This is a genomic window from Caulobacter sp. X, from assembly GCF_002742635.1.
Classification (GTDB): Bacteria; Pseudomonadota; Alphaproteobacteria; order Caulobacterales; family Caulobacteraceae; genus Caulobacter.
The window spans coordinates 1,924,498-1,948,752 of record NZ_PEGF01000002.1; the positions used below are offsets into that span (position 1 = coordinate 1,924,498).

Below are 24,255 nucleotides of genomic sequence, written 5' to 3' on the forward strand. Positions count from 1 at the left end.
GACTTCGGCGGCGCGACAGGTCCGGGCTGAAATCGCCCGGGCGTTCCGGGACCGGGGTTCGTCGCCTCGGCCCGCCCGTCGGGGGCCGACTGTCGGGAGCGGGTTAAAACCCCGCGCCCCGCTGGCTCACCGGATAACGGCTACGCGGAGCGTCTGGCTTCGTCGAAACGGTACACACACTTCAAACCTCCGGACGGATGTCCGGCGCTCCGCGTCCCCTTCCATCCCTTCAGCGGCAAGCCGCGTGAGGATGACGACCCATGTCCGGCCTAGGCCTTCACGCTCGCCCAGGGACCTCTGATCGCCAAGGTCACGCCCGGGTTCTGCAGGTTCACGAACAGCGTGCCGCCGTCCGGCGAGAAGCAGGCGCCGGCGAACTCGGAGTTCCCGGTGAAGACGTTGCGGGCCAGGGTGTAGATCTTGCCCTGGGGCGTCACGCCCCGCAGGTGGTTGCGCAGGGTGTCGGAATAGCGGTCCTCGCAGATGATCACATGGCCCCAAGGCGCGACGACCAGATTGTCGGCGTAGTCCAGCACCCGGTCGTTCTGGCTTTCCACGAACAGCTGCAGCTTGCCGGGTTGGTCCTTCTCGCCGGCTTGGCCTTCGACGGCCGAGGGGACATAGCGGAAGATCTGGCCCGAGCCGGCCGCGCCGCCGGCGGTGCAGGCGAAGTAGAGCTCGCCCTGGCCGAAGAACACGCCTTCGCCCCGGCAGAAGATCGCCGCGCCCTTGGCGTGGCCGCGCCGGCGCAGGTCGTCGTAGGGGTTGTCGACGCCGTCGAGGTCGACCCAATGCGCGGCTTTCCAGCCGCCGATCGGGAAGCTCTTTTCCTCCTGGTTGCGGGTGTCGCCGCCTTCGGGCGCGTCGACCAGGCCCAGGGCTTGCAGCCGCCCGCCAGCGGCCAGGTTGCGCCGGTCGTTCGGCAGGAAGCGGTAGAACAGACCGTCGGCGACGTCCTCGGTCAGATAGACGACGCCGGTGCGCGGATCGATGCAGGCGGCCTCGTGCTTGAAGCGGCCCAGCCCTTTCAGGGCCACCGGCTCGACCAGGCCGACATGGGCCGAGGGCACCTCGAAGACCCAGCCGTGGTCCTTGCCGACCTCGAGGCCGGCTTCCAGCGTGGTCTCCTCGCAGGTCAGCCACGACCCCCACGGCGTGACGCCGCCGCAGCAGTTGATCAGGGTGCCGGCCAGCGACAGGTGCTGGCGCTCGGTCTGGCCGGTCTTCAGATTGTAGAGCTGGGTGGTCGTGCCGCCGGGCAGGGGGCGCTGGCCGTTCTGGAAGTCCCAGACCTTGGACCGGTCGATCCGGTCGATCAGCCGCTCGGAGAGGCCAAAGGCGCCGTTGTGGATGTCGCTGACCGAAAGCTCGTGGTTGCGGACCAGCAGGACCCGTTCCGCGTCGACCGCGAAACAGCCCATGCCGTCGGCCTTGCCGGGCACCAGGAGGCCGTCGCTCATGGTCTCGCCGGCCTGGGAGATGACTTGGTAGCGGAAGCCCGGCGGCAGATCGATCATGCCCTTGGGGTCGGGGATCAGCGCGCCATAGCCCTCGACCTCGTTCAGATAGGTCTCGGCCTCGACGGCTTCCTCTTGGGCGCGGGCCGAAAAGGCGGCGAAGGCCAGGCTGGTGGCGGTCGCGCCCAGGAAGCCGCGGCGGGAGAAGGTCATGGAGCGCCCCTGTTAAAGTGTAACGTAGAGGGCTATGCACGTCTTTCATGACAATTTGAGCGCAGGGTTGAGGTATTATATTACCGCATCAATTAACGCGCTGTTTTCATTGAGCTTTGTAAGTTTTTGTGTTGCGATTGTTGACAGGGCGCGAACCCTCCCGTACATGCCGCGCCTCACACGGACGAAACCGGATTTCTCGGGGTCGGACGCCTAGAAATTACGGATCAATCCCATGCAGAAGATCACGGCTTCCTTGAAGCCAGCCGAGGTCGAGAAGAAGTGGATCGTGGTCGACGCCCAGGACGCCGTTGTCGGCCGTCTGGCTTCGTTCATCGCCATGCGTCTTCGCGGCAAGCACCGTCCTGACTACACCCCGCACGTCGACTGCGGCGACTTCGTCGTCGTGATCAACGCCGACAAGGTGAAGTTCACCGGCAAGAAGCTGGACGACAAGGTCTACTACCGTCACACCGGTCACCCGGGCGGCATCAAGGAAACCACCCCCCGCAAGGTGCTGGGCGGCAAGTTCCCCGAGCGCGTCCTGGAAAAGGCCGTCGAGCGCATGCTGCCCAAGGAGAGCCCGCTGGCTCGCAAGCAGCTGACCCACCTGCTCATCTACAACAACGGCGAGCACCCGCACCAAGCGCAAAACCCCGAAGTCGTCGACTTCGCGGGCCGCAACGCCAAGAACATCCGGAGCCTCTAAGCTATGACTGACGCTCAAGGCTTTGACGCGCTGGCCAGCCTGTCCAGCAACCCGGAAGCGGCTGCTCCGGCCGAACCGAAGATCGACGCCCAAGGCCGCGCCTACGCGACCGGCAAGCGCAAGAACGCGATCGCTCGCGTCTGGATCAAGCCGGGCAAGGGCTCGATCACGATCAACGGTCGTGACCAGGAAGTCTACTTCGCCCGTCCGGTGCTGCGCATGATGATCGCCCAGCCGCTGGAAGTGACCGATCGCCTCGGTCAATTCGACGTCGTCGTGACCGTGGAAGGCTCGGGCCTGTCGGGCCAAGCCGGCGCGATCCGTCACGGCCTGTCGAAGGCTCTGACCCACTACGAGCCCGGCCTGCGCCCGGTCCTGAAGCCGCACGGCTTCCTGACCCGCGACAGCCGCGTCGTCGAGCGTAAGAAGTATGGCAAGGCCAAGGCCCGCCGCAGCTTCCAGTTCTCGAAGCGCTAAGCGCGGTTCGTACGCGTTTGGAAGAGGGCGCTTCGGGTCTCCGAAGCGCCCTTTTTCTTGGTCTATTCCCTTGTTCTCTCTGGATCGGAGTCCGCCCATGGCGAGCGCCCCCAAGGTCTTCATCGACGGCGAAGCCGGCACCACCGGCCTGCAGATCCGCGAGCGCCTGCTGGCCCGCGCCGATCTCCAGCTGGTCTCGATCGATCCCGACAAGCGCAAGGACGCGGACGCCCGCGCCGAGATGCTGAACGGCGCCGACGCGGTGATCCTGTGCCTGCCCGACGACGCGGCTAAGGAGGCCGTGTCGCTGGTCAGCAATCCCGACACGGTGATCATCGACGCCTCGACGGCCTACCGGACCGCCGAGGACTGGACCTATGGCTTCGCTGAGCTCGACAAGGACCAGCGGGCCAAGATCGCGGCGTCGAAGCGGATCTCCAATCCCGGCTGCTATCCGACCGGCGCGATCGCCCTGACGCGGCCGCTGGTCAGCGCGGGCATTCTGCCGGCCGAGCTGCCGGTCTCGTACAACGCCGTCTCGGGCTACACCGGCGGCGGCAAGGCGATGATCGCCCAGTTCGAGGACGAGACCTCTCCGAACTACACCCGCGACCCGTACTTCATCTACGGCCTGTCGCTGAGCCACAAGCACGTGCCGGAAATGCAAAAGCATGGTGGCCTGCTGACGCGCCCGATCTTCGCGCCCGCCGTCGGCCGCTACGCCCAGGGCATGATCGTCGAGCTGCCGCTGCACCTTTCGACCCTGAACGGCGCGTCACTGGCCGACATCCATGCCGTGCTCGAAAAGCACTACAAGGGCGAAGCCTTCGTCGAGGTCGCGTCGCTGGACGAGGCCAAGGCGCTGACGACCCTGGATCCGGAAGGCCTGAACGGCACCAACCGCCTGAAGCTGTTCGTATTCGGCTCGGACGCCAGCGGCCAGGCGCGGCTGGTGGCGCTGCTCGACAACCTGGGCAAGGGCGCGTCGGGCGCGGCGGTGCAGAACCTGAACATCGCCCTGGGCCTGAAAGAGAACGCAGGCCTCTAAGGGCTCAGCGGACCACCGACGCGAGGAACCGAGCGACGGCGTCGGTATAGGCGCCGGGCTCTCCCAGCTTGGCGTTGATCTCGCCGTGGCTGAGGTCTTGCGGCAGCACCGACGCCTGGCCGCCGAGGCTCTTGGCCTTGTCGGCCAGAGCCTGCGCCTGGGGGCAGGACTCGGCGCGGCGCGAGGAGCACACCATCATCAGCGGCGCGGGCGCGGCCTTCATGCGCGCCAGCGGCGACAGGTCCTTCCAGACGGCCGGATCGCTCCCGAAGGCCTCGTCATAGAGCTTCATGTGGCGCTGGCTCATGATCGACGGCACGTCCATCGCCGCGCTGTCCAGGGCCACGACGCCGCGCCAGGGCTTGGCGCCTTCCCTCGCGGCGATCGTCGGGTCGGCGGCCAGAAGGGAGACCAGATGCGCGCCGGCCGAATGGCCCATCAGGACCACCTTCGACGGATCGCCGCCCCAGGCGGCGGCCTTGGCTTGAACCGCGGCGATCGCCCGGGCGACGTCGCGCGCTTGGGTCGCCACGTCGGCGTCCGGCAGCATCCGATAGTTCACCGAGACGAAGATGAATCCTTGGCCGGTCAGCCACGGGACCTTGTTGTCGACCACCTTGCCCATGGCCTTGTCGCCGATCCGCCACCCGCCGCCGTGGGCCATCACCACGATAGGCGCGCCCTGGGCGGCCTTGGGGCGATAGACATCGAAGACCTGGGCCTTGTCGGGTCCATACGAGACGTTGAGGTCGCGCAGCACGCCTTCCGGCGCCGGGGTGGCGGTCAGCTTGGCCTCCGCCCGGGCGGCCGCCCGCTCGGCGAGCCGATCGCGCAGGCGCTGGGCGTCGGCGGGCGCCGTCGCGGCCAGACCGGCCAGGGCGACCAGCAGGGCCAGCGACCGCTTCACGACTTCACCAGCACGAAGCTGCCGGGCGCGTCCTCCAGCGGCTTCAACTTGCCCTTGGCCGGATCTCGCGCGGGAACCTGGCCGCCCGAGCGCGCCTTCAGCCATTCGCCCCAATAGGGCCACCACGAGCCCGGGAATTCCTTCGCCCCGGCCTGCCAGACCTCGACCGACTCGCATTTCTGCTCGTTGATCCAATGCTGGTACTTGTTGGCCCCCGGCGGGTTGATCACCCCGGCGATGTGGCCGGAGCCCGCCATCATGAAGGTCACCGGGCCGCCGAACAGCTTCGCGCCGCGGAACACGCTGCGATAGGGCGCGATGTGGTCCTCCTTGGAGGACTGTACGAAGATCGGGACCTTGACCTTCGACAGGTCCAGCCGCTCGCCGCCGATCGTCAGCTGGCCCTTGGCCAGGGCGTTATCCTTGTAGAAATTGCGCAGATAGAAGAGGTGCAGCGCCTTGGGCATCCGCGTCTGGTCGGCGTTCCAGAACAGCAAATCGAAGGGGCGGGGCTCCTTGCCCATCAGATAGTTGCTGACGAAGAACGACCAGATCAGGTCGTTGCCGCGCAGGGCGTTGAACGTGTCGGCCATCGACTGGCTGGGCAGGAAGCCGCCGGCCTGGTCGATCCGCTGCTCGATCTCGCTTAGCCACTCCTCGTTGGTGAACAGCAGCAGATCGCCGGCCTCGGCGAAATCCTGCTGGGCGGCGAAGAAGGTGGCCGAGTTGATCCGCGCATCGCCGCGCGCGGCCATGTGGGCCAGGGCGACCGACAGCAGGGTGCCGCCGATGCAGTAGCCGACGGTGTTGACCTTATCGACGCCGCACTGGGTCATGACCTGCTGGGTGGCGTCATAGACGCCCTCGATCATGTAGTCCTCGAAGGTCTTGTCGGCGAGCTTCCGATCCGGATTGACCCAGGAGGCGACGAAGACCGTGAAGCCCTGGCCGGTCAGCCAGCGGATCATCGAGTTCTCCGGGCGCAGGTCCAGGATGTAGAACTTGTTGATCCAGGGCGGGAAGATCAGCAGCGGGATTTCACAGACCGTCTCGGTCGTCGGATCGAACTGCAGCAGCTGCAGGATGTCGTTCTGATAGACGACCTTGCCGGGGGCGGTGGCGACGTTCTCGCCGACCTTGAACTTGGCCAGGTCCGTCTGGCTGATCGCCAGCTGACCGCCGCCGCGTTCCAGATCCGCGGCGAAGTTCTCCATCCCCCGGACGATGCTTTCGCCCTGGGTCTGCACGGCCTCGCGCAGGGCCGCCGGGTTGGACATCAGGAAGTTCGACGGCGAGAAGGCGTCGGTCAGCATCTTGGTGAAGAACTCGACGCGCCGCTTGGTGGCCGGATCGACGCCATCTACCTCGGCCACCAGGCTGTTCAGCCAGTTCGACGACAGCAGATAGGACTGCTTCATCATGTCGAACATCGGGTTCGACGCCCACTCAGGATCATTGAACCGCTTGTCGCCGGCGACCGGCGTGACCACCGGCGCGACCTCCTCGCCCGCCGCGCGGCGGGCCGCCGACTGCCAGAGGTCCATATAGCGGCTGAAGAGATCGGCCTGGGCCCGCATCAAGCGTTCGGGCTGGGCGGCGAGGCGGGTCATCACCTCGTTCAGGGCCGGCGCGACGTGGAAGGGATCGGGCGTCAGGGCGGCGGGGCGATCAGCCTGGCGCAGCGCCGCCTCGGCGATCGCGCCCTGGGCGGTGACAGCGGCGCGGGCGAGATTGGCCGACAGGGTCTCGACCAGCTTCACCTGCTCGGGCGACAGCAGCGTGTCGAACGGAGGCAGGGGCGGGACGCCCGCCGCCGGATTTGGCGACTCGATCTTCGGCGGCGGCTTGGTCTCTGGCGAAGGGGCTGTCTTTGACGGGGCCTTGGCCTGACTCTTGTCGGTCTTGGGCGCGGCTTTCTTCTTGGGCTTGGGGGCGGCCTTCGCCGTGGCCATGAGGTTTCCTCCGCTTGTCCAAAGCCAGTTCGCGAAAAGCGACGTCGAACGCCTTCCGCTCGCCGCGATCATCGCATAAGACCAGAACCAATGAACGGCGAAACCCGCAAAATCCTGCGTTTCGGTCTTATCGTCGGCTTGGCGGCCGGCGCGAGCGCCTGTGCGAGCCCGTTCAAGACCGCGCCGGTGGATCCGAGCTCACCCGTGGCCGCCGCCGTCGCCAGCGCCGCCAAGACCAAGGGCGGGCGTCTCAAGCTCTCCGAGATCCCGGTGATCCCGAGCGACATCCCCAGCGCCGACCAGATTCGCGGCGCCGTCGCCCAGCAGCAAGCCGCCGGCGACGCCGTGACGCGCGCCACCGCGCCGTCGACCTGGGAGCTCAAGGACACCGAGTCCTACGCCGCCAAAGCGCGCCGTGAGGTCACGCCGCCGGCCTTCGAAGCGCCGACGGACACCGACCGCGCCAACACCGAAGCCTTCGCCCGCGCAGCCCGCGGCCGAGCTAGCGCGCCTCCGTCACAGCCCCAATAGGGCGACGGAGGCATAATCTTCCTTGAACCGGCTTGGCTTGACCCCGCTCGGGGTCTATCCATGCCCGACTTTTCGCTCCCAAAGCGCCGACGCGGCGCAACGAGCCGTCATGAGCACCGATTTTCACCGTATCCGCCGCCTGCCGCCGTACGTTTTCGAAGAGGTCAACAAGATCAAGGCGCGTTTGCGCGCTGAAGGGACGGACATCATCGACTTCGGCATGGGCAATCCCGACATGCCGACGCCGCAGCACATCGTCGACAAGCTGATCGAGACCGCCAGGGACCCGAAGGCCGGCCGCTACTCGGCGTCGAAGGGCATCCCGGGCCTGCGCAAGGCCATGGCCAATTACTATGGCCGCCGTTTCGGCGTGAAGCTGAACCCCGACACCGAGGTCATCGCGACCCTGGGCTCCAAGGAAGGCTTCGCCAACCTCGCCCAGGCCCTGACCGGGCCGGGCGACGTGATCATCTGCCCGAACCCGGCCTATCCGATCCACGCCTTCGGCTTCATCATGGCTGGCGGCATCATCCGCCACGTGCCCGCTCTGTCGCCCGAGGAATATCTCTCCAACATCAGCCGCGCGGTGAAGCACTCGGTGCCGCCGCCCAGCGTGCTGATCCTGTCCTATCCGTCGAACCCGACCGCCCAGTGGGTGGACCTCGACTTCTACAAGGATGCGATCGCCCTCGCCAAAAAGCATGACCTGCTGGTCATCAGCGACGTGGCCTATGGCGAGATCTATTTCGACAACAACCCTCCGCCGTCGGTGCTGCAGGTCGACGGGGCCAAGGACATCGCGGTCGAGGTCAACTCGCTGTCGAAGACCTACGCCATGGCCGGCTGGCGCGTGGGCATGGTGGTCGGAAACGCCCGAATCTGCGCGGCTCTGGCCCGCGTGAAGTCCTATCTGGACTACGGCGCCTACACGCCGGTGCAGGTGGCCGCGGCTACCGCGCTGAACGGTCCGCAGGACTGCGTCGACGAGATCCGCGCCATCTACAAGAGCCGCCGCGACACCCTGATCAAGTCGATGCAGGGCGCGGGCTGGGACATCCCCAATCCGCCGGCCTCGATGTTCGCCTGGGCCAAGATCCCCGAACCCTATCGCGAGGCGGGCTCGATGCTGTTCTCGCGCCTGCTGATCGAGGAGGCCGGCGTCGCCGTCGCTCCCGGCATCGGCTTTGGTGAGTACGGCGAGGGCTATGTGCGGATCGGTCTGGTCGAGAACGAGCACCGCATTCGCCAAGCCGCGCGCAATGTGAAGAAATTCATCGCCAACGCCGACTCCATCCTGGCCAAGGCCCACAACAAGATGGAACAGGCCTGAGGCAGGCCTTTCCCGACGGCGTAACGAGGACTCGAAGATGACGAACAAGACCTGGCGCGTCGGCGTCGCGGGCCTGGGCACCGTGGGCGGCGGCCTCCTGCAGTTCCTGGCCGACCGCCCCGGCTTCGCGCCGGCGGGTGACAAGGCCGTTGTGACCGCTGTCTCGGCGCGGTCGAAGTCGCGGCCGCGCACGGTCGACATCTCGAGCCTCGCCTGGTTCGACGATCCGGTGGCCCTGGCCGGCTCGCCGGATATCGACCTGTTCGTCGAACTGATCGGCGGCTCCGACGGCCCGGCCAAGGCCGCCGTCGAGACCGCGCTGAAGGCCGGCAAGCCGGTGGTCACCGCCAACAAGGCCCTGATCGCCGTCCACGGCGCCGAGCTGGCCGCGCTCGCCGAGTCTCAAGGCGTGCCGCTGTTGTTCGAGGCGGCCGTCATGGGCGGCACCCCTGCGGTGAAGATGCTGCGCGAGGCCATGGTCGGCGACGACGTCGTCAGCGTCGCCGGCATCCTCAACGGCACCTGCAACTTCATCCTCTCGGAGATGGAGAAGACCGGCCGCTCGTTCGCCGACGTGCTGCGCGAGGCTCAGGGCCTGGGCTATGCCGAGGCCGACCCCACCATGGATGTCGGCGGCTTCGACGCCGGCCACAAGATCAGCATCCTGGCCGCCCTGGCCTTCGGCTGCGCCCCGAACTTCGAGGCCGCCGAGATCGAGGGGATCAGCGACGTCGACCTGCTCGACATCAAGCTGGCCAAGGACCTGGGCTACCGCATCAAGCTGATCGCCGGCGCGGCCAAGGCCGAGGATGGCGTGGCGGTGAAGGTGCATCCGTCGCTGGTGCCGTTGGATCATCCGCTGGCCCAGGCGGGCGGGGCGCTGAACGCGCTGTTCATCGAGGGCACGCGGATTGGCCGCATCTTCATCCAGGGGCCGGGCGCGGGCGCGGGGCCGACCGCCGCCGCCGTCGCCGCCGACATCGCCGACGTGATGACCAAGGCCGTGCGCCCCGTCTTCCAGGCCCCGGCCGGACAGCTGAAGCCGTTCATCGCCATCGACCCGGCCCGCGCGGTGGGCAAGGCCTATCTGCGGATCATGGTCCAGGACCAGCCCGGCGTGATTGCGGCGATCTCGGAAACCCTGGCCGAATGCGGCGTCTCGATCGACAGCTTCCTGCAAAAGCCCATCGAAGGCGCGGGCGGGGTGCCGATCGTGCTCGTTACCCATGCGACCCCGGAATCGAAGCTGCTGGATGCGATTAGCCGCATCGAAAAGCTGCAGACCGTGCTAGAGCGTCCCCGCCTTCTGCGCGTCGCGCGCATCTAACGACCTGGAAAAATCCGGGCGCTGAAGGCGACATTGGGAACTAGGCCTCCGGCTGCGGGGGCTAGGAGAAACGGATGAGTTCGAACACCCTGGACCGCTCGCTGGTCCTGGACGCCGTTCGCGTGACCGAGGCCGCCGCCATCGCCTCCTGGACGATGCTGGGTCGTGGCGACGAGATGGCCGCCGATCAGGCCGCCGTCGACGCCATGCGCAATGCGCTCAACGAGCTGAACATCGACGGCGAGATCGTCATCGGCGAGGGCGAGCGCGACGAGGCGCCGATGCTCTACATTGGGGAGAAGGTCGGGACGGGGAAGGGGCCCCAGATCGACATCGCCCTGGACCCGCTGGAAGGCACGACCCTGGCGGCCAAGGCCCAGCCCAACGCGCTGACGGTCATGGCCTGGGCGCCCAAGGGCACGCTGCTGAACGCGCCCGACACCTACATGGACAAGATCGCCTGCGGGCCGGGCCTGCCGGCTGGCGTGATCGACCTGGACCGCTCTCCGGCTGAGAACGTCAAGGCGCTCGCGGAAGCTAAGGGCGTCGCCCCGACCGAAATCACGGTCTGCGTGCTGGACCGTCCGCGCCACGCCGAGATCATCGCCAAGGTTCGCGCCGCCGGCGCCCGTATCCACCTGATCACCGACGGCGACATCGCCGGCGTGATCAACACCACCGATCCGTCCACCGGCATCGACCTCTACCTCGGCTCCGGCGGCGCGCCCGAAGGCGTGCTGGCCTGCGCGGCGCTGAAGTGCGTCGGGGGCCAGTTCCAGGGACGTCTGCTGTTCCGCAGCGCCGACGAGCGCGCTCGCGCGGCGCGCTGGGGCGTGACTGATCTCGACAAGAAGTACGACCTGCACGAGATCGTCCGCGACGAGGCGATCTTCGCCGCCACCGGCGTCACGCGCGGCGGGCTGGTCGACGGCGTCGTCTTCCGTGACGGCTGCGTCCACACCCACACCCTGGTGATGAACTCCTCGACGGGCACGGTCCGCGAGGTCCGCATGAAGCGGAAGGTCTGAAACCTTCCTGTCACGGTCGTCCGCTAGAGGCGGCCGTCCTGCTCTGGTTTAGAGGTTGCCCATGACCACCTTTGTCGACTTGGCCGCCTGGCTCGCGGCGGAGCCGGCGGACGCCGCCCTGAAGGAAGTCGTCCAGACCGTTGCGGCGACCTGCGCGCAGATCAGCCGCGTGGTGGCCTCTGGCGCGCTGTCCGGCAGCCTGGGCGCCGCGGGCAGCACCAACGTGCAGGACGAAGAACAGAAGAAGCTCGACGTCATCACCAACGACATGCTGAGCGACGCCCTGAAGGCCTGCGGCCCCGTCGCGGGCCTCGCCTCGGAAGAGCTAGAAGAGGTCGAGCCGACCGGCCGTGTCGGCGGCTATCTCGTCACCTTCGATCCGCTGGACGGCTCCAGCAATATCGACGTCAATGTCTCGGTCGGCACGATCTTCTCGGTGCTGCCGGCGCCGACCGGCCATGCGCCGACCGAAGCCGATTTCCTGCAGCCCGGCCGCAACCAGGTCGCCGCCGGCTACGCGGTCTATGGTCCGCAGACCATGCTGGTCCTGACGCTGTCGAGCGGGGTCAACGCCTTTACGCTCAGCGCCGACGGCCAGTGGCTGCTGACCCATCCCGATCTGAGCATCAAGCCCGACACCGCCGAGTTCGCGATCAACATGTCGAACCAGCGCCACTGGGCCGAGCCGGTGCGCCGCTACATCGACGGCTGCCTGAGGGGCAAGGAAGGTCCTCGGGCCAAGAACTTCAACATGCGCTGGATCGCCTCGATGGTGGCCGACGTCCACCGCATCATGATGCGCGGCGGGATCTTCATGTACCCCTGGGACGCCCGCGAGCCCGGCAAGCCCGGCAAGCTGCGCCTGATGTACGAAGCCAACCCCATGGGGCTCGTGGTCGAGCGCGCCGGCGGCAAGGCGACCGACGGCGTCGAGCGCATCCTCGACATCCAGCCGACCAAGCTGCACCAGCGCGTGCCGGTGGTCCTGGGCTCGGCCAACGAGGTCGAAGAGGTCCGCGCGGAGACGCTGCGGGGCTGAGCTGCGTCCGCGACTGTCATAGCGGTGTCGCATGGAGCGAATCCGCATGACCGGATACTCTGCCGCCATGGCCGCCGACGGTGTCTCGAATCTCGTTCCCAGCGCCTTCCTTGGCGTTGAACGCTCCCTCAGCGGTCGGGCCTGGCGCGAGCGCGCCGCCGATCCGCTGGTGGTGCGCGACATCCAGCAGCGGCACGGCCTGATCGAGCCCTTGGCGCGCGCCCTGGCGGCGCGCGGCGTCTCTCTTGAGCAGTCCGAGCACTATCTGCGCCCGACCCTGAAGGCGCTGTTTCCCGATCCGTCCAGCTTCACCGACATGGACCGGGCCGCCGAGATCCTGATCGACGCCCTGGAACAGGGGCGGCCGACCATGGTCTTCGCGGACTATGACGTCGATGGCGCGACCAGCGCCGCCCAGCTTGTCCGGTGGTTCCGCTACATGGGCGTCGAGCTGCCGATCTACATCCCCGACCGCCTGACCGAGGGCTACGGACCCAGTCCCGCCGCCTTCCGCAAGATCCGCGAGAGCGGCGCGGAGTTGGTCGTGACGCTGGACTGCGGCGCGGCCGCCTATGACGCCATCGCCAGCGCCGGGGAGATCGGACTCGAGGTCGTGGTCATCGACCACCACCTGATGCGCGAGGATCCGCCCGCCGCGGCCGCCGTCGTCAATCCGAACCGTCCGGGCTGCCAGAGCGGCCAGGGCGTCTTGGCCGCCGCCGGAGTCACCTTCGTGCTGCTGGCCGCTCTCAATCGCGAAGCGCGCAAGCGGGGCTTGTTCACCGAAGAACGGCCCCAACCGGACCCGCGCCAGTGGCTGGACCTCGTCGCCCTGGGCGAGGTCTGCGACGTGACCCAGCTGGTCGGCTTCAACCGCGCCCTGACGGCGCTGGGCCTGCGGACCATGGGCGCCTGGGCCAACCCCGGGCTCAAGGCGCTGTTCGAGGTGGGCAAGGGCTCTGGGCCGCCGTCGGTGTTCCACGCGGGGTTCATCCTGGGCCCCAGGATCAACGCCGGCGGCCGCATCGGCCGCTCGGACCTGGGCGCGCGCCTGTTGTCCACGGACGATCCGATCGAGGCTCGGGCCCTGGCGGAAGAGCTGGACGGCCTCAATACCGAGCGCAAGGCCGTCGAGGCGGCTGTGGTCGAGGAAGCCGCCGCCATGCTGGAGCGCGGCAATCTCAACCCCGGCGCGCCGGTCATCGTTGTCGCCGGTGAGGACTGGCATCCTGGCGTGATCGGCATCGTCGCCGGCCGCCTGCGCGAGCGCTATCGCAAGCCGGTGGTGGTGATCGGGATCGACCGCGCGGCCAATGTCGGCAAAGGCTCTGGCCGCTCGCAGCCGGGTGTGAATCTGGGGCGCGCGATCCAGGCCGCCTTCGAGGCGGGGCTCTTGATGGCCGGTGGCGGGCACGCGATGGCGGCGGGGCTGTCGATTCGTCCCGAGATGATTCCCGAGTTTCGCGCCTTCCTCGAGGAGCGACTGGCAGGCGAGATGGAGGCGGCGGGCGCCGAGGCGGTCGAGATCGACGTCCTGCTCCAGCCCCGCGCCGCGAGTCGGGCGTTGCACGACGACTTCCAGCGCCTCGCGCCCTTCGGTCCCGGCAACCCCGAGCCCATGTTCGCCATGACCCAGGTGCGGCCCGATCGCGTGACGGCCTTGAAGGGCGGACATGTGAGGCTGGATCTCGTCGGACCCACCGGCGATCGAATCAAGGCCGTCAGCTGGCGCAGCGCCGAAACGCCGCTGGGGCGGCGGCTGCTCGCCGGCGGCGGCGCGCTGGATGTCGCAGGTCGACTCAAGCCGGACGATTACATGGGCCGTAACGGCGTGCAGTTCGAGATCGAAGACGCTCATGACCCGCGGGCGCGCTACGCCTGATCGCATGTCCGACGGCCTCGCGCGTCCATCCCCCCTGGGCCGCGCCAGAGGATGTGGACGGAGCGAAAAAATGATTTCCAGCGGGTTGCGCGGCCCAAGAGGCGCGGCTATACACCCGCTTCCTCGCGGGGCCGTGGTCCCTTCGTCTATCGGTTAGGACGCCAGATTTTCAATCTGGAGAGAGGGGTTCGACTCCCCTAGGGACTGCCACCCGCGAGGCCATATCTCGACGATGTTCCCGCCCAGGGCGGTTACGTGGTCCCTTCGTCTATCGGTTAGGACGCCAGATTTTCAATCTGGAGAGAGGGGTTCGACTCCCCTAGGGACTGCCATTCCTCGGTTGTATTTCAGAGTGTTTCTGGATTGTGTCTGCGGCGAAATGTCGCGGATGACGCTTGCGTGGCCGTTTGACGCGATTTCGTCATTGACGGTTCTCCTTACGCGAGAACACTGTTCTCGTGTGCTCGCTCCGATGGGCTGATCAAGCGAGCCAGAGGGGTGGGATGTCTGGTTACGATTTCGAGGACGCCGCGGCGCACGAGGAGTTCGTGCGCATCAGCGGCAAGGTGAAGTGGTTCGACGCCGGCAAGGGCTATGGGTTCATCATACCCGATGATCCAGGCCAGACTGGGCTGAAGGACGTGCTTCTGCATGTGACGTCGCTACGCAATTGCGGACGCGAAACCGCCATGGAAGGCGCGGTCATCGTTTGCGACGTGGTTCGAAGGCCCAAGGGCTGGCAGGTCAGCGAGGTCGTCAATCTCGACGAAAGCTCAGCGCCCATGCCGATCGAACGGCAGAGGCGAACCTTCGCCGACGGTCCGCCGCGGCGTGACGGTCCGCGCCCGGACGGCCATGGCCGTGGCGCGCTGGTCCCGGAGGGGCCGGCCGAGCACGCCAAGGTCAAGTGGTTCAACAGGACCAAGGGCTACGGCTTCGTGGTGCGCGACGCCGAGCCGGGCGATATCTTCGTCCATATCGAGACGCTGCGGCGCGGGGGCTTGGAAGATCTCCAGCCCGGCGACGATGTCTTGGTTCGGTTCGCCCGCGGTCCTAAGGGGCTGGTGGTGGCCGAGATCACCGCCGGGGACGCCTGACTTTCGCCGCCCTGATCCGGAAGCTAGTCTTCTTGGCGAGCTTTCGGACGAGGTGACGTGTGGCGGAGCGTATGATCGATAGGCGCGCGATTCTCGCCTTGGCGGGAGGCGCGTGGGCGCTTGGCCTTGACCAGGCGCGGGCGGCGGGAACCAGGCTGGAGACGGTCGAGGTCGTCACCAGCCGTGGCCGCGCACGCTTTCAGGTCGAGATCGCCGCCACCCAGGCCGAGCAGGCGAGGGGGCTGATGTTCCGCAAGGCGCTGGCTCCCGACCGCGGCATGCTCTTCACCTACAAACGGCCGCAACCAGCCGCCTACTGGATGAAGAACACGCTGATCCCGCTGGACATCATCTTCATCCAGCCAGACGGGCGCATTCTGTCGATCGTCCGCAACGCGCGTCCCCACGACGAGACGCCTCTGCCGTCCGGCGGCCTCGTCCTTGGCGTGCTCGAAATCGCCGGCGGGCGGGCCGCGCAGCTCGGCATATTGCCGGGCGACCGGGTTTTGCACAGGATCTTCCCGAAAGGATAAGGCTCGCGTCCGTTGATCCGCGCGCCGAACCCCTGTAGAGCAGCCGCCTGCCGATGTTTCGGAGCGTAGCGCAGCCTGGTAGCGCATCTGTTTTGGGAGCAGAGGGTCGCAGGTTCAAATCCTGCCGCTCCGACCATCGGTAAGGCACTTTGGGAGAGGTCCATGCTGGCCCGCATCTATCGCCCCGCCAAGAACGCCATGCAGTCCGGCAAGGCCAAGACCAAGGACTGGGTGCTGGAGTTCGAACCGGCCTCGGCCCGCAAGCCCGACCCGCTGATGGGCTGGACCCAGTCCAGCGACATGAACGGCCAGATCCGCCTGACCTTCGACACCCGGGACGAGGCCGTGGCCTATGCGCAGCGGCACGAGATCGCGTTCCAGCTGTTCGAGCCGAAGACGCCCAAGCGGATCATCAAGGCCTACGCCGACAACTTCGCCGCCAACCGCAAGCAGCCCTGGACGCACTAGGGCGCTCGCGGAATAAGCCGGCCAGCGCGCGCCCTTAGCTCAGCTGGATAGAGCACTCGCCTTCTAAGCGAGCGGTCGCAGGTTCGAATCCTGCAGGGCGCGCCACCCTGGTGCAAAACCCGGCAGCGCTAACGCCGCCGATTGTACGCCATTGTTGCTCGCCAGGGTTCGGAGCAATTCCACCCTTGAGCCACAGATCCTCGCCTCATGCGGGGACAGCAATTCCACCTTCTGGGCAACGGCCCGGATGAGATCCCGGCGATAGGCGCCGGCTTCGTCCCTGAACATTTCCCGCGTCGCTTCAGAGAACCGGCGCAGCAAGTCCGGCGTCAGCGCGGGCGTGATCCCGTCGATGGCCTTAGCCGCGCGCTGGGCGTCGCCGTCGGCTTTGTCGCGCTGGGCCTTCAGGGTTGTGACCCGTTGCTTGAGCGATGGATCGCCTGGATCGATGATCCCTTGCTCGATCGAAAGGTAGAGACGCTGAAGCCGCTGGTCGGCTTCGGTGGCGCGCTTGCGCAGGTCGGCGACGTGCCGATGCCGGCGTTCAATCCACTCCGACCGGCGGTCGATGATGTTGTCCATCATCGTGGCCAGTCGTTCGGGATTGAGCAGACGGTTCTCCAGGTGGTCGATCACCGAGGCGTCCAGCAGATCCATCCGCACGGCCATGCCTTCGCAACCGACCGGACCCTGACGCGCGTTGGTGCAGCAGGTGTAGTAGCGATAGGCGCCGCCCTTGCCGGTCCGCAGCGTCATCGCCTTGCCGCAGAGCCCGCAAAAGCAGATGCCGCCCAGCAGGATCGAGCTGTTCACGAAGCGTGGGGCCATGGCCCTGGGATTGCGCAGCGACATGGCGCGCTGCACGGCCTCGAACGTGTCGCGCTCGATCAGCGGCGGCACGGCCATCACGACATGCTCGGTGTCGTCCTTGGGTTCCTGGCTGGCCCAGTTGCGGCTGTTGAAGACGTGCTCGCCGATATAAGTCGTCCGCGTCAGGGTATGGTGGACGGTGCCTACGCCCCATCGGCCGCCGCCGCGCGTGGTGATGCCCTTGTCGTTGAGATAGGTGGCGATCGACTTCAAACCCATGGGGCCGCTGTTTTCGACACCGTGCAGCGCCAGGCGGAAGATCTGGCGCACGGTCTCGGCGCCGATGGGGTCGATCTCGAGCTTCTTCTTGATCCGCTCACCGCGTTGTTCGGCCGTGATGACCCGATAGCCGAGCGGCGGGTGGGAGCCGTTCCAGAAGCCCTGGCGCGCGTTTTCCTTCATCGCGCGCAAGGTGTGCTTGGCGTTCTCGCGCGATTGGTACTCGTCGAAGAGGTTCATCATCTGGCGCACCATGATCCCCATCGGATCGTCGCCAACCTCCTGGGTGATCGAGACGATGCGGACCCCGTTTTTGGCCAGCTTGCGGGCGTAGAACTCGAAGAGGAACTGGTCACGGAAGAAGCGCGAGAACGAGTGGACCAGGATGACGTTGAACGGCGGCGGCTTGGCGGTCGCCGTGTCGATCATCTGCTGGAACGCCGGGCGGCGGTCGTCGGTGGCCGAGTTGCCCGGTTCGACAAACTCTTCGGCGACGGGCCAGCCCTTGGCCTGGCAGTAGGCTCGAAGTTGTCGGCCCTGATCGGGAATGGAAAGGTCGCTTTCGGCCTGCCGGCCGGTCGAGACCCGGAGATAAAGCGCCGCGCTCGGTGCGGTGGGCGGGGGAGGTGTCTTACGCTTGGCCATCGTTTTCCCTGTGGATCAGGGCAGGGGTCCGAGCAGTTCGGCCAGCACCTTCTCCAAATACGCCTCGGTGATCCGCAACTCCGCTTCGGAGATCGGCACCACGTCGGGCCAATCGTCGGAAACAGAGGGAAGCCGGATCACCCTGCGTTTGGGTGAGACGTTCGGACGGGCAGGGGTTGGTAGTTCCGGAGACAAATAATCGTAGAGGTCGCCCACGGCGCTACGGTTCAGCTTGGGCTTTCGGCGGGACATGACGCATGGACGCGCCAGCTGGGCGCATGGAACAAGAGGCGGCGCGGTCGGGGCGTAGAGAGACTGGCGATCGGCGGAAATCGGCGGGGCGTCGCGATCGACGTCGTGTGAGAGGGTGGCGATGAGCGGGCAGAGCACGCGAAGGGCGGCGATGACGGCGGGTCTGGCGTTCGCGATGGCGCCGGGCATGGCGCGGTCCACGCCGTCGTCGCGTCAGCTGAGCAATCCGAACGCATCGGCCGAAGCTCGGGCGCTTTATACTCTGCTCTGGCGGTTCTACGGCCGAAAGACCCTGACCGGTCAGCAAGAGGGCGTGGCGAGGCCCGACGTCGAGTTGGACTATATCGAGAAGGCAACGGGTCGGTTGCCGGCGATACTGGGCCTGGACTACATCGAGCCGCGCCTGAACGCCGGGGTCAATGATCGCGCCACGGCCTGGAGCCGTTCTGGCGGCATCGTCACGATCTGCTGGCACTGGGGGGCGCCGGACATCGGTCCGGGCTACGAGAATTCCAAGAAGGACTTCGACCTCACCGCGGCCCTGCAGCCCGGCACGGCCCAGAACCTGGCTCTGCATCGTGATCTTGCGCGAATCGGTGATCTGCTGACCGAGCTTCGCGATCACAAGGTGCCTGTGCTGTGGCGACCGCTTCATGAGTTCAGCGGCGACTGGTTCTGGTGGGGCAAGCACGGCCCGGCCGCGTTCAAGGCGCTCTGGGCGCTGATGTACGACGAGTTCACCCATCGCCGCGGTCTCGACAACCTGATCTGGGTGGCGGGCTGGGCCGGGCAGAACGTCGATCCAGCCTGGCATCCTGGGCGCGGCCAGGTCGATATCGCCGGCGCCGACATCTACGCTGACGACCACGGCGCGCTGGCGCCGATGTTCGGAGCGATGAAGGCTATCGTCGGCGACACTATCCCGATCTGCCTGCACGAGAACGGGCCGATCCCGGATCCGGCGCTTCTTGGTCCGCAGGCCGACTGGCTCTGGTTCATGACCTGGCACACGCGCTGGCTGATGGATCCTGGCCAGAACGATCCGGAGCGGCTGAAGGCGTTCTATGCGTCGGACCGCTATCTGACGAAGGACGAGTTGAGGTCCGGCGTCTAGATCTCGTCGTGGCTCTGGAGCGCCAGCTTGGCTTTTCGGTCCGCCACGGCGGCCAGTGAGCGGGTCAGGTAGTCTTCCGTCGAATGATCCGGCGAGCTGTGGGCGGGGTCCAACTTCCGTTCTGTTCGAAGGGTATGGGCGACGCCTAGCGCCTGAAGGCCCAGCTTCAGGGCGGTTTCGGCGATGAGCTGGGAATGGTCCCACTGGTCGGCGAATTCGGCGTCAGCGGTGATCTCGGCGCCGGCGTCCGAGCGGGCGACGCGAAAATGCAGGACCTTGGTGGCCAGCTTCGTGCCCAGCGCCTGCCAGGCGATATCGTCGGGATAGTCCTTGAGCGCCGGCAGCCGTGTCGCCAGCTCGCCCGCGCCACCGCGCGAAGAGCGATGGGTATCGTGATCGCCATAGACGCTCGCGCAGTCGCCCGCGAACTCCTCCAGCAGCAGCGCCAGGCGCAGCGCCGAGAACGCCGCCGTCTTGTCGTTGGCCATCTTCTCGCGCAACCACGGCGCGCCCTGGGCGATCAGGCCGCTGATGACGCCGCCGATGACCGATGAGCCCAGGATCAGGCCGATGATGGTTTTGGTGTCCATGGCCGCACCCTAGCCAGGCTGTTGCGCGACGGCCAATGGAGCAGCGACCGCCCCAAGTTCGCCCATGATCGGTAAGTCGGAGCCAAGGGTCATGGCCGGGTCTCCACAGCAGCCGGCCTGTCCTTGATGTGTTGAAGCGCCGTCGTGATATCGGGCTTGAAGAACCACAGGACCAACGCGATCACCGCCAGAACTCCAATAATGCCCAGGCCTTGACCGCTGACTTCGAGCGGCCAGGCGCGCACAGTGATGGCGTGCGCCGGTTTGTCGTCTTTGGATTGTTGGGAGGTCATCGACACAGCCTTTCATTTAAGGAAACGAAAGACCGAAGGTTTTGTCGGGCTGTTCCGGGGGCGCGTCAAACGGAAAACTTGCGTCCGATTCCGGATATTTCTCTTGAATCGCGCACGCCGGTCTCGTGGCGCCGGAATTGTCCCTCGTCCCCGCTCTCGACCTTGTGCGTTTCGACCACCGTTACATTCAGCTTCCCAGGTCGAGCCGCTTCGGTCTTGCGGTGGTCGGTGGCGCGGGGGTCAAGCCTGGGGTGGCTCGACCTGACGCACCGCGCGCCAGTAGGACCAGGGCTTGGCGATCACCAGCTCGATCAGGAACCAGGCCTCATCGCCCTCGAACGGCGGCACCTGCTCGGGATCGATGAAGCTGACGCTGGAGCGCCGGTTCTTGCGGCCGCCGGGAAAGGTGAAATGCAGGGTGCGGCGGACGAGCTTGCCGTCGATGACATCCTGGCAGGTCCGGCGCGTGAGCTTCTCGATGGCCTGGCGGTGGATGCGGGGCGCCTTGGGCGAGGCGGGCTGGGCTTGCAGCATGGCGAGATCCGGACGCAGGGGCTCGATCCCGGCGAAGGACGATCCGCCGAGGCAAGCGATGGGGTTGTGTGTTCTTTAAATGTTCTCGTTTCGCCAGGGCGGCGCGTCAATCGTCCGCAAGTCGAGCCGACGACGACGTCCACAGGCCGCGCACAGTTTTCCGGCCAGGTTGGGCGTAGGGGCTAGTGTCGCGGGGCGCCGGCCAAGGCGATGACCCGGCGCAGGCAGGCGTGACCGGGCGCCAGGCGATGGGCCAGCGGCAACAGGGCGGCCAGGACCCGCGCGTCCTGGCCGCAGAGTTCGGCGGTCAGGTGCGCGATCAGCGGCAGATCCGGTTCAGCGAGGCGACGGCGTTGCTCTGTCAGCCGAGTTAGGTACCGGGCGCCGCCGTAGCGTGGATAGCTGGCGATGACCGCGTCGACCTCCTGCGCCAGGTCGGCGAGGCGCCGCCCGACCCCCGCGGCGTGGGCCGCCCGGATGAAGGTCTCCAGATCCTTGGACATCGGCGAGGCTCTAGGTGGCTCCGGCTTAAGGCCAAGTTTCCGCAACGGCAGCGTTTGCCGAAATCGGGACCAGCGACCTGGATGGTGAGCCACCGGCGGGCACGCTCGGTCCCGCCGCGCGCCCTGGCGGGCGCCGCCTCCGCTCGCGGCTCCTACGGGCGCGCCCCTGCGGGCCGGCCTTGGCCGGCCGCCGGCGGCTCGGCGCCGCTTCCCGACCGCGCTTTGCGCGGTCTCCTTGCAGTCTCCATTGTCATGGGCGCTCGCTGTCGCGCGCGCGCAGGGCCGACGGCGCTCGACCCTGGCGACCGTTTCTGACGCAGAGCGCCGTCAGCTTTGCGACCAGGACGCGACTCATGGCCATGAAGGGCGTCGCTCCGTGCGAGGATGGTTATGACGCCTGAAGCCTTCTCCGATCTCGCCTGCCGCCTGGGCTCCGGTGTTCAGGTCCGTCCGATCCTCGACGCGGTTCAATTCCGGATCGGCGACAAGGCTTTCGCGACGTTGGGATGGCCCGCGGCGGGCTGGGCGGTGATCAAACTCAGCCGCAAGGACCAGGCCCGCGTCCTGGGTCGCAGTGACGCGGTCACCGTCGAGCCAGGCCGGCGGCGCAACACCGGCGTGACCCTGGTGCGGCTGCAGGGCGTGGACGAGGACCTGATGGCCGAGATGCTGGTCGCCGCGTTCGGCGAGGTCTACCGCCAGGCTGGGCGGGGGCGGGGGCGGCGGACCGGCGAAGAGGGTGTTGTCCTGGCCGGGCGGGGATAGGCGCGGCGCAGGTCACGCAGCACAGGGGGATGGCATGATCGAACGGACCCTGGACGACATCGACGCGGCGGATCTGGCTCGTCTGATCGAAGCTGGACGACCTGAAGGTCGGCGGCTCGACTACAAGCTGACGCTACCTGGACGGGGCGACGCCGACACCAAGGAGTTCCTGGCCGACATCACCGCCCTGGCCAATACCGATGGCGGCGATCTGATCTACGGCATGCGTGACGTTGAAGGCGTCGCCGCGGAACTGGTGGGCCTGCCGACCGAGGGTCTGGATGGCGAGATCCTGCGGCTGGAGAGCCTGGTGCGCGATGGCATGGATCCGCGCGTGCCACGGGTGCGCTTCCACGTAACGCCGTTGGAAGGTGATCGCGTGGCGCTGATCGCTCGGGTCGGGGCGAGCCTGGTGGCGCCGCATCGCGTCACCCTCAAGGGCACGAGCCGCTTCTTCGCGCGAAACAGCCGGGGGAAATACGAGATGGACACCGGTGAGCTGCGTCTGGCCTTTGCGGCCTCGGACCAGACGCCCCGCAAGCTGCGCGACCTGCACACAGCGGCGGTTCAGGCGATCTCTGGCGAGAACATGCCTTGTCGGCTGGAGGCTGGTCCGGCCTTGGTCCTGACCCTGGCGCCCCTGTCGATCCTACGCGAACCCCGCGATCTGGCGGAAAATGCGCTGCTGCCGCCGCTGCACGGTCGGGGTTACGACATGGCGGTGGGGCTCGATGGGGTGATCGCCTTCGTTCCCCTCGGGCACACTGAGGAGGCGACCACCGGCTGGGCTGTGAACCATCGTCGCGGCTACATCGATGTGGCGACGGTCATCGGCGCCACGCGGGAGGGGCAGGGGCGCGTCTGGCCTCAGCGCTTTCGTGAGGCCCTGTTCGGGACCGTGCGCCATGGCCTGACGCGGCTCCGGAATCATGGGGTCGAGGGCCCCTGGACACTCATGGCCACGGTGTTGGGCGTGCGCGACTTCATGTTGATCGGTGGCTACGACTTCTCCGCCGGACCCGCCTTCCAGAATATCGCCTATCTGGGCGAGGTCCTGGACGACACGCTGGCGAATGACAGCCTCGAACCCCTGTGGGCTGCGTTCCTGCGCTTATTCGGGGTCGAGGATCCACGGATGTGGAAGGTCGACTAGCTGGGCGGTTCGACTTGGTGCTCGTGAGCGCGCTGTCCTCGGCAGGGCGCTGGGCGGCTAGGCGACGGGCGTCTTGGAGTGAAGCCCAAGACGCCCTTCAGTACCTTAGCAGACCACGGCGAGGCCTCCGCTATTGCAGAGGATCAACGCTTGGTCGCCCACAACGAACATGTGGAAGCCTCGGCGACGGACCTCGGCCTCCAGCAGCGCCATAGAAGCGTGGAAATTGACCCAGCCGATATTGCGGCGGACGAGCCCGCCGTTGCGAGCTTGTCGAGAGCGGAAAATTTGTTGAATGAATGGATTATACAATCTATTTTGTCCTTATTGATTTCAGTTCATTTGATTTCTTTCTCAGCCGTCGGTTTGAAGGGCGCTGAAAACGGGTAGAGGAATTCCAACCGTACCTATATACTATCACATAACTTGCCCCTTGTCAAGCTTGGTTAACGCCGTTCGCCGAGTTGGCGTTCGCTCGATCAGGCGTGGGAACGGGCCAGATAGGGTTCCGCCCGGCGCTTTCGCGCCGGGCTTCCCCCTCTACGGAGAGCGACCGGCGGGCACGCTCGGTCCCGCGGCTTTCGCCGCTCCCTCGGGCGCGCCCCTTCGGGCGGCTGGCGCCGCCGCCGGCCGCTCGACGCCGCTTCCCGCCCGCGCCGGACGCGGGCTCCTTGCAGGCTTCATCTTTGCTAGGGCGCCGGCCTGGCGGCCGGCCGCGTGCTGGGGCTCTGCCCCTAGCGCACTTCGGATCGGCTTCCGCCCAGCTTCGGGCGTGAGACGGCGATCGGGCATCCGGACAGGCGCGCCCTGCAGCCGGGTCCCCGCGAAGCCGCCCCTCCGTTTGCCCCCGGTCTCGCCGACGGGCGCCGGGTTCGAGCGCGCCTTTTGCGCTCGAACCCGTCAGCCCAAGGAGGCTTTCATGACCGAGGAAGACCACGCCGCCGCCATCGCGGCCCTGAACGACGCCTGCCGCGCCGAGCCCGGCGCGGGCTGGACCCTGACCCCTGGGGTGCGAACCCTGCCCGAGGCCAAGCTGGCCCAGGCCCTGGCCGGGGTCACCGCCTTCGCTGACTTTTCCGAGGACAACGACCCCCACGGCGAGCGCGACTTCGGCGCCTTCGAGGTCGGGGGCGCGCGCCTGTTCTGGAAGATCGACTACTACGACCTCGACCTCTGTATGGCCTCGCCCGATCCGGCCGACCCGGCCGTGACCAAGCGGGTCCTGACCCTGATGCTGGCCGAGGAATACTGACGGGGCCGGGGCTGGGGCGGCCTGGCCGCCCCGGTCTTGGGTGACTAGGGCAGGGGGCTTACGGCAG

The 24,255-nt window shown here is 67.1% G+C and carries 24 protein-coding genes, 4 tRNA genes and 1 pseudogene; 21 read left to right on the forward strand and 8 right to left on the reverse strand.

Annotation, left to right across the window (positions count from 1 at the left end):
* Positions 1 to 269 precede the first annotated feature (269 nt).
* Positions 270 to 1,670 (reverse strand): alkaline phosphatase PhoX, encoded by a 1,401-nt coding sequence (locus CSW60_RS21605; protein ID WP_099539094.1) that lies wholly within the window; start codon positions 1,668 to 1,670, stop codon positions 270 to 272.
* A 235-nt stretch (positions 1,671 to 1,905) separates the two neighbouring features.
* Between CSW60_RS21605 and rplM the strand changes: the two genes are divergently transcribed.
* The 3 genes from rplM to argC all read left to right on the forward strand — a co-directional run bounded on the left by rplM (position 1,906) and on the right by argC (position 3,904).
* The gene (rplM, locus tag CSW60_RS21610; protein WP_013078819.1) at positions 1,906 to 2,379 is read left to right on the forward strand and encodes a 50S ribosomal protein L13; all 474 of its coding nucleotides are present in this window, start codon (positions 1,906 to 1,908) and stop codon (positions 2,377 to 2,379) included.
* Between the two features lie 3 nt (positions 2,380 to 2,382).
* On the forward strand, positions 2,383 to 2,856 hold the full coding sequence (gene rpsI, locus CSW60_RS21615) for a 30S ribosomal protein S9 (RefSeq protein ID WP_099539095.1): 474 nt from the start codon (positions 2,383 to 2,385) through the stop codon (positions 2,854 to 2,856).
* A gap of 97 nt (positions 2,857 to 2,953) precedes the next feature.
* A complete protein-coding gene (gene argC / locus CSW60_RS21620) occupies positions 2,954 to 3,904 on the forward strand; it encodes an N-acetyl-gamma-glutamyl-phosphate reductase (protein ID WP_099539096.1) in 951 nt (316 codons plus the stop codon).
* Between the two features lie 4 nt (positions 3,905 to 3,908).
* Here argC and CSW60_RS21625 read toward each other — a convergent pair whose 3' ends face one another.
* The gene (locus CSW60_RS21625; protein ID WP_236634327.1) at positions 3,909 to 4,811 is read right to left on the reverse strand and encodes an alpha/beta hydrolase; all 903 of its coding nucleotides are present in this window, start codon (positions 4,809 to 4,811) and stop codon (positions 3,909 to 3,911) included.
* Positions 4,808 to 6,763 carry a class I poly(R)-hydroxyalkanoic acid synthase gene (locus CSW60_RS21630; protein WP_201723099.1) on the reverse strand — a complete coding sequence of 652 codons (1,956 nt, stop codon included), beginning with the start codon at positions 6,761 to 6,763 and terminating at the stop codon, positions 4,808 to 4,810. Before CSW60_RS21630 ends, CSW60_RS21625 begins: the two co-directional genes overlap by 4 nt.
* 90 nt (positions 6,764 to 6,853) lie before the next feature.
* Between CSW60_RS21630 and CSW60_RS21635 the strand changes: the two genes are divergently transcribed.
* The 13 genes and pseudogenes from CSW60_RS21635 (at position 6,854) to CSW60_RS21695 (ending at position 16,103) form a co-directional block, all read left to right on the forward strand.
* The gene (locus tag CSW60_RS21635) at positions 6,854 to 7,294 is read left to right on the forward strand and encodes a hypothetical protein (protein ID WP_099539098.1); all 441 of its coding nucleotides are present in this window, start codon (positions 6,854 to 6,856) and stop codon (positions 7,292 to 7,294) included.
* Between the two features lie 109 nt (positions 7,295 to 7,403).
* Positions 7,404 to 8,624: an LL-diaminopimelate aminotransferase gene (locus CSW60_RS21640; RefSeq protein ID WP_099539099.1), complete on the forward strand. Its 1,221-nt coding sequence runs from the start codon at positions 7,404 to 7,406 to the stop codon at positions 8,622 to 8,624.
* A 37-nt stretch (positions 8,625 to 8,661) separates the two neighbouring features.
* Complete coding sequence (locus CSW60_RS21645; protein ID WP_099539100.1) at positions 8,662 to 9,951, forward strand: homoserine dehydrogenase; 1,290 nt, start codon at positions 8,662 to 8,664, stop codon at positions 9,949 to 9,951.
* A 74-nt stretch (positions 9,952 to 10,025) separates the two neighbouring features.
* Positions 10,026 to 10,979, forward strand: a complete 954-nt coding sequence (glpX, locus tag CSW60_RS21650) for a class II fructose-bisphosphatase (RefSeq protein ID WP_099539101.1) — start codon at positions 10,026 to 10,028, stop codon at positions 10,977 to 10,979.
* Between the two features lie 61 nt (positions 10,980 to 11,040).
* Positions 11,041 to 12,018: a class 1 fructose-bisphosphatase gene (locus CSW60_RS21655; RefSeq protein WP_099539102.1), complete on the forward strand. Its 978-nt coding sequence runs from the start codon at positions 11,041 to 11,043 to the stop codon at positions 12,016 to 12,018.
* A 67-nt stretch (positions 12,019 to 12,085) separates the two neighbouring features.
* Positions 12,086 to 13,900 (forward strand): single-stranded-DNA-specific exonuclease RecJ, encoded by a 1,815-nt coding sequence (gene recJ, locus CSW60_RS21660; RefSeq protein WP_099539103.1) that lies wholly within the window; start codon positions 12,086 to 12,088, stop codon positions 13,898 to 13,900.
* Between the two features lie 135 nt (positions 13,901 to 14,035).
* Positions 14,036 to 14,110: transfer RNA gene (locus CSW60_RS21665), tRNA-Glu, on the forward strand.
* A gap of 47 nt (positions 14,111 to 14,157) precedes the next feature.
* Positions 14,158 to 14,232 (forward strand) — tRNA-Glu (locus tag CSW60_RS21670).
* Between the two features lie 171 nt (positions 14,233 to 14,403).
* Positions 14,404 to 14,997, forward strand: a complete 594-nt coding sequence (gene cspD / locus CSW60_RS21675) for a stationary phase survival cold shock domain protein CspD (protein WP_099539104.1) — start codon at positions 14,404 to 14,406, stop codon at positions 14,995 to 14,997.
* Positions 14,927 to 15,530 (forward strand): annotated as a pseudogene (locus CSW60_RS21680) (DUF192 domain-containing protein). Before cspD ends, CSW60_RS21680 begins: the two are co-directional and overlap by 71 nt.
* A gap of 59 nt (positions 15,531 to 15,589) precedes the next feature.
* Positions 15,590 to 15,666 (forward strand) — tRNA-Pro (locus CSW60_RS21685).
* Between the two features lie 26 nt (positions 15,667 to 15,692).
* Positions 15,693 to 15,998: an ETC complex I subunit gene (locus CSW60_RS21690; RefSeq protein WP_013078830.1), complete on the forward strand. Its 306-nt coding sequence runs from the start codon at positions 15,693 to 15,695 to the stop codon at positions 15,996 to 15,998.
* A 28-nt stretch (positions 15,999 to 16,026) separates the two neighbouring features.
* Positions 16,027 to 16,103, forward strand: a tRNA-Arg gene (locus CSW60_RS21695).
* On the opposite strand, the gene CSW60_RS21700 is transcribed toward CSW60_RS21695, so the two are convergent.
* Complete coding sequence (locus tag CSW60_RS21700; RefSeq protein ID WP_099539213.1) at positions 16,062 to 17,732, reverse strand: recombinase family protein; 1,671 nt, start codon at positions 17,730 to 17,732, stop codon at positions 16,062 to 16,064. The two genes, CSW60_RS21695 and CSW60_RS21700, sit on opposite strands and share 42 nt — an antisense overlap.
* Positions 17,733 to 18,105: 373 nt before the next feature.
* Between CSW60_RS21700 and CSW60_RS21710 the strand changes: the two genes are divergently transcribed.
* The gene (locus tag CSW60_RS21710; RefSeq protein WP_231737306.1) at positions 18,106 to 19,098 is read left to right on the forward strand and encodes a glycosyl hydrolase; all 993 of its coding nucleotides are present in this window, start codon (positions 18,106 to 18,108) and stop codon (positions 19,096 to 19,098) included.
* Here the strand turns inward: CSW60_RS21710 and CSW60_RS21715 are convergent.
* The 4 genes from CSW60_RS21715 to CSW60_RS21730 form a co-directional block, all read right to left on the reverse strand.
* Positions 19,095 to 19,688 (reverse strand): hypothetical protein, encoded by a 594-nt coding sequence (locus tag CSW60_RS21715; protein ID WP_062093954.1) that lies wholly within the window; start codon positions 19,686 to 19,688, stop codon positions 19,095 to 19,097. The genes CSW60_RS21710 and CSW60_RS21715 overlap by 4 nt on opposite strands.
* 89 nt (positions 19,689 to 19,777) lie before the next feature.
* On the reverse strand, positions 19,778 to 19,981 hold the full coding sequence (locus CSW60_RS21720) for a hypothetical protein (RefSeq protein ID WP_062093955.1): 204 nt from the start codon (positions 19,979 to 19,981) through the stop codon (positions 19,778 to 19,780).
* A gap of 240 nt (positions 19,982 to 20,221) precedes the next feature.
* Positions 20,222 to 20,515, reverse strand: coding sequence for a hypothetical protein (locus tag CSW60_RS21725; protein ID WP_062093956.1), 294 nt, complete (start codon positions 20,513 to 20,515; stop codon positions 20,222 to 20,224).
* A 182-nt stretch (positions 20,516 to 20,697) separates the two neighbouring features.
* Positions 20,698 to 21,018, reverse strand: coding sequence for a hypothetical protein (locus CSW60_RS21730; protein ID WP_062093957.1), 321 nt, complete (start codon positions 21,016 to 21,018; stop codon positions 20,698 to 20,700).
* Between the two features lie 390 nt (positions 21,019 to 21,408).
* Between CSW60_RS21730 and CSW60_RS21735 the strand changes: the two genes are divergently transcribed.
* The 4 genes from CSW60_RS21735 (at position 21,409) to CSW60_RS21745 (ending at position 24,188) form a co-directional block, all read left to right on the forward strand.
* Positions 21,409 to 21,783, forward strand: a complete 375-nt coding sequence (locus CSW60_RS21735) for an MmcQ/YjbR family DNA-binding protein (RefSeq protein WP_096033003.1) — start codon at positions 21,409 to 21,411, stop codon at positions 21,781 to 21,783.
* A gap of 34 nt (positions 21,784 to 21,817) precedes the next feature.
* Complete coding sequence (locus CSW60_RS21740) at positions 21,818 to 22,936, forward strand: helix-turn-helix domain-containing protein (RefSeq protein ID WP_062094543.1); 1,119 nt, start codon at positions 21,818 to 21,820, stop codon at positions 22,934 to 22,936.
* A 78-nt stretch (positions 22,937 to 23,014) separates the two neighbouring features.
* A complete protein-coding gene (locus tag CSW60_RS23320; protein WP_125469919.1) occupies positions 23,015 to 23,326 on the forward strand; it encodes a hypothetical protein in 312 nt (103 codons plus the stop codon).
* A 529-nt stretch (positions 23,327 to 23,855) separates the two neighbouring features.
* The gene (locus tag CSW60_RS21745; RefSeq protein ID WP_096034751.1) at positions 23,856 to 24,188 is read left to right on the forward strand and encodes a DUF3768 domain-containing protein; all 333 of its coding nucleotides are present in this window, start codon (positions 23,856 to 23,858) and stop codon (positions 24,186 to 24,188) included.
* Positions 24,189 to 24,255 lie beyond the last annotated feature (67 nt).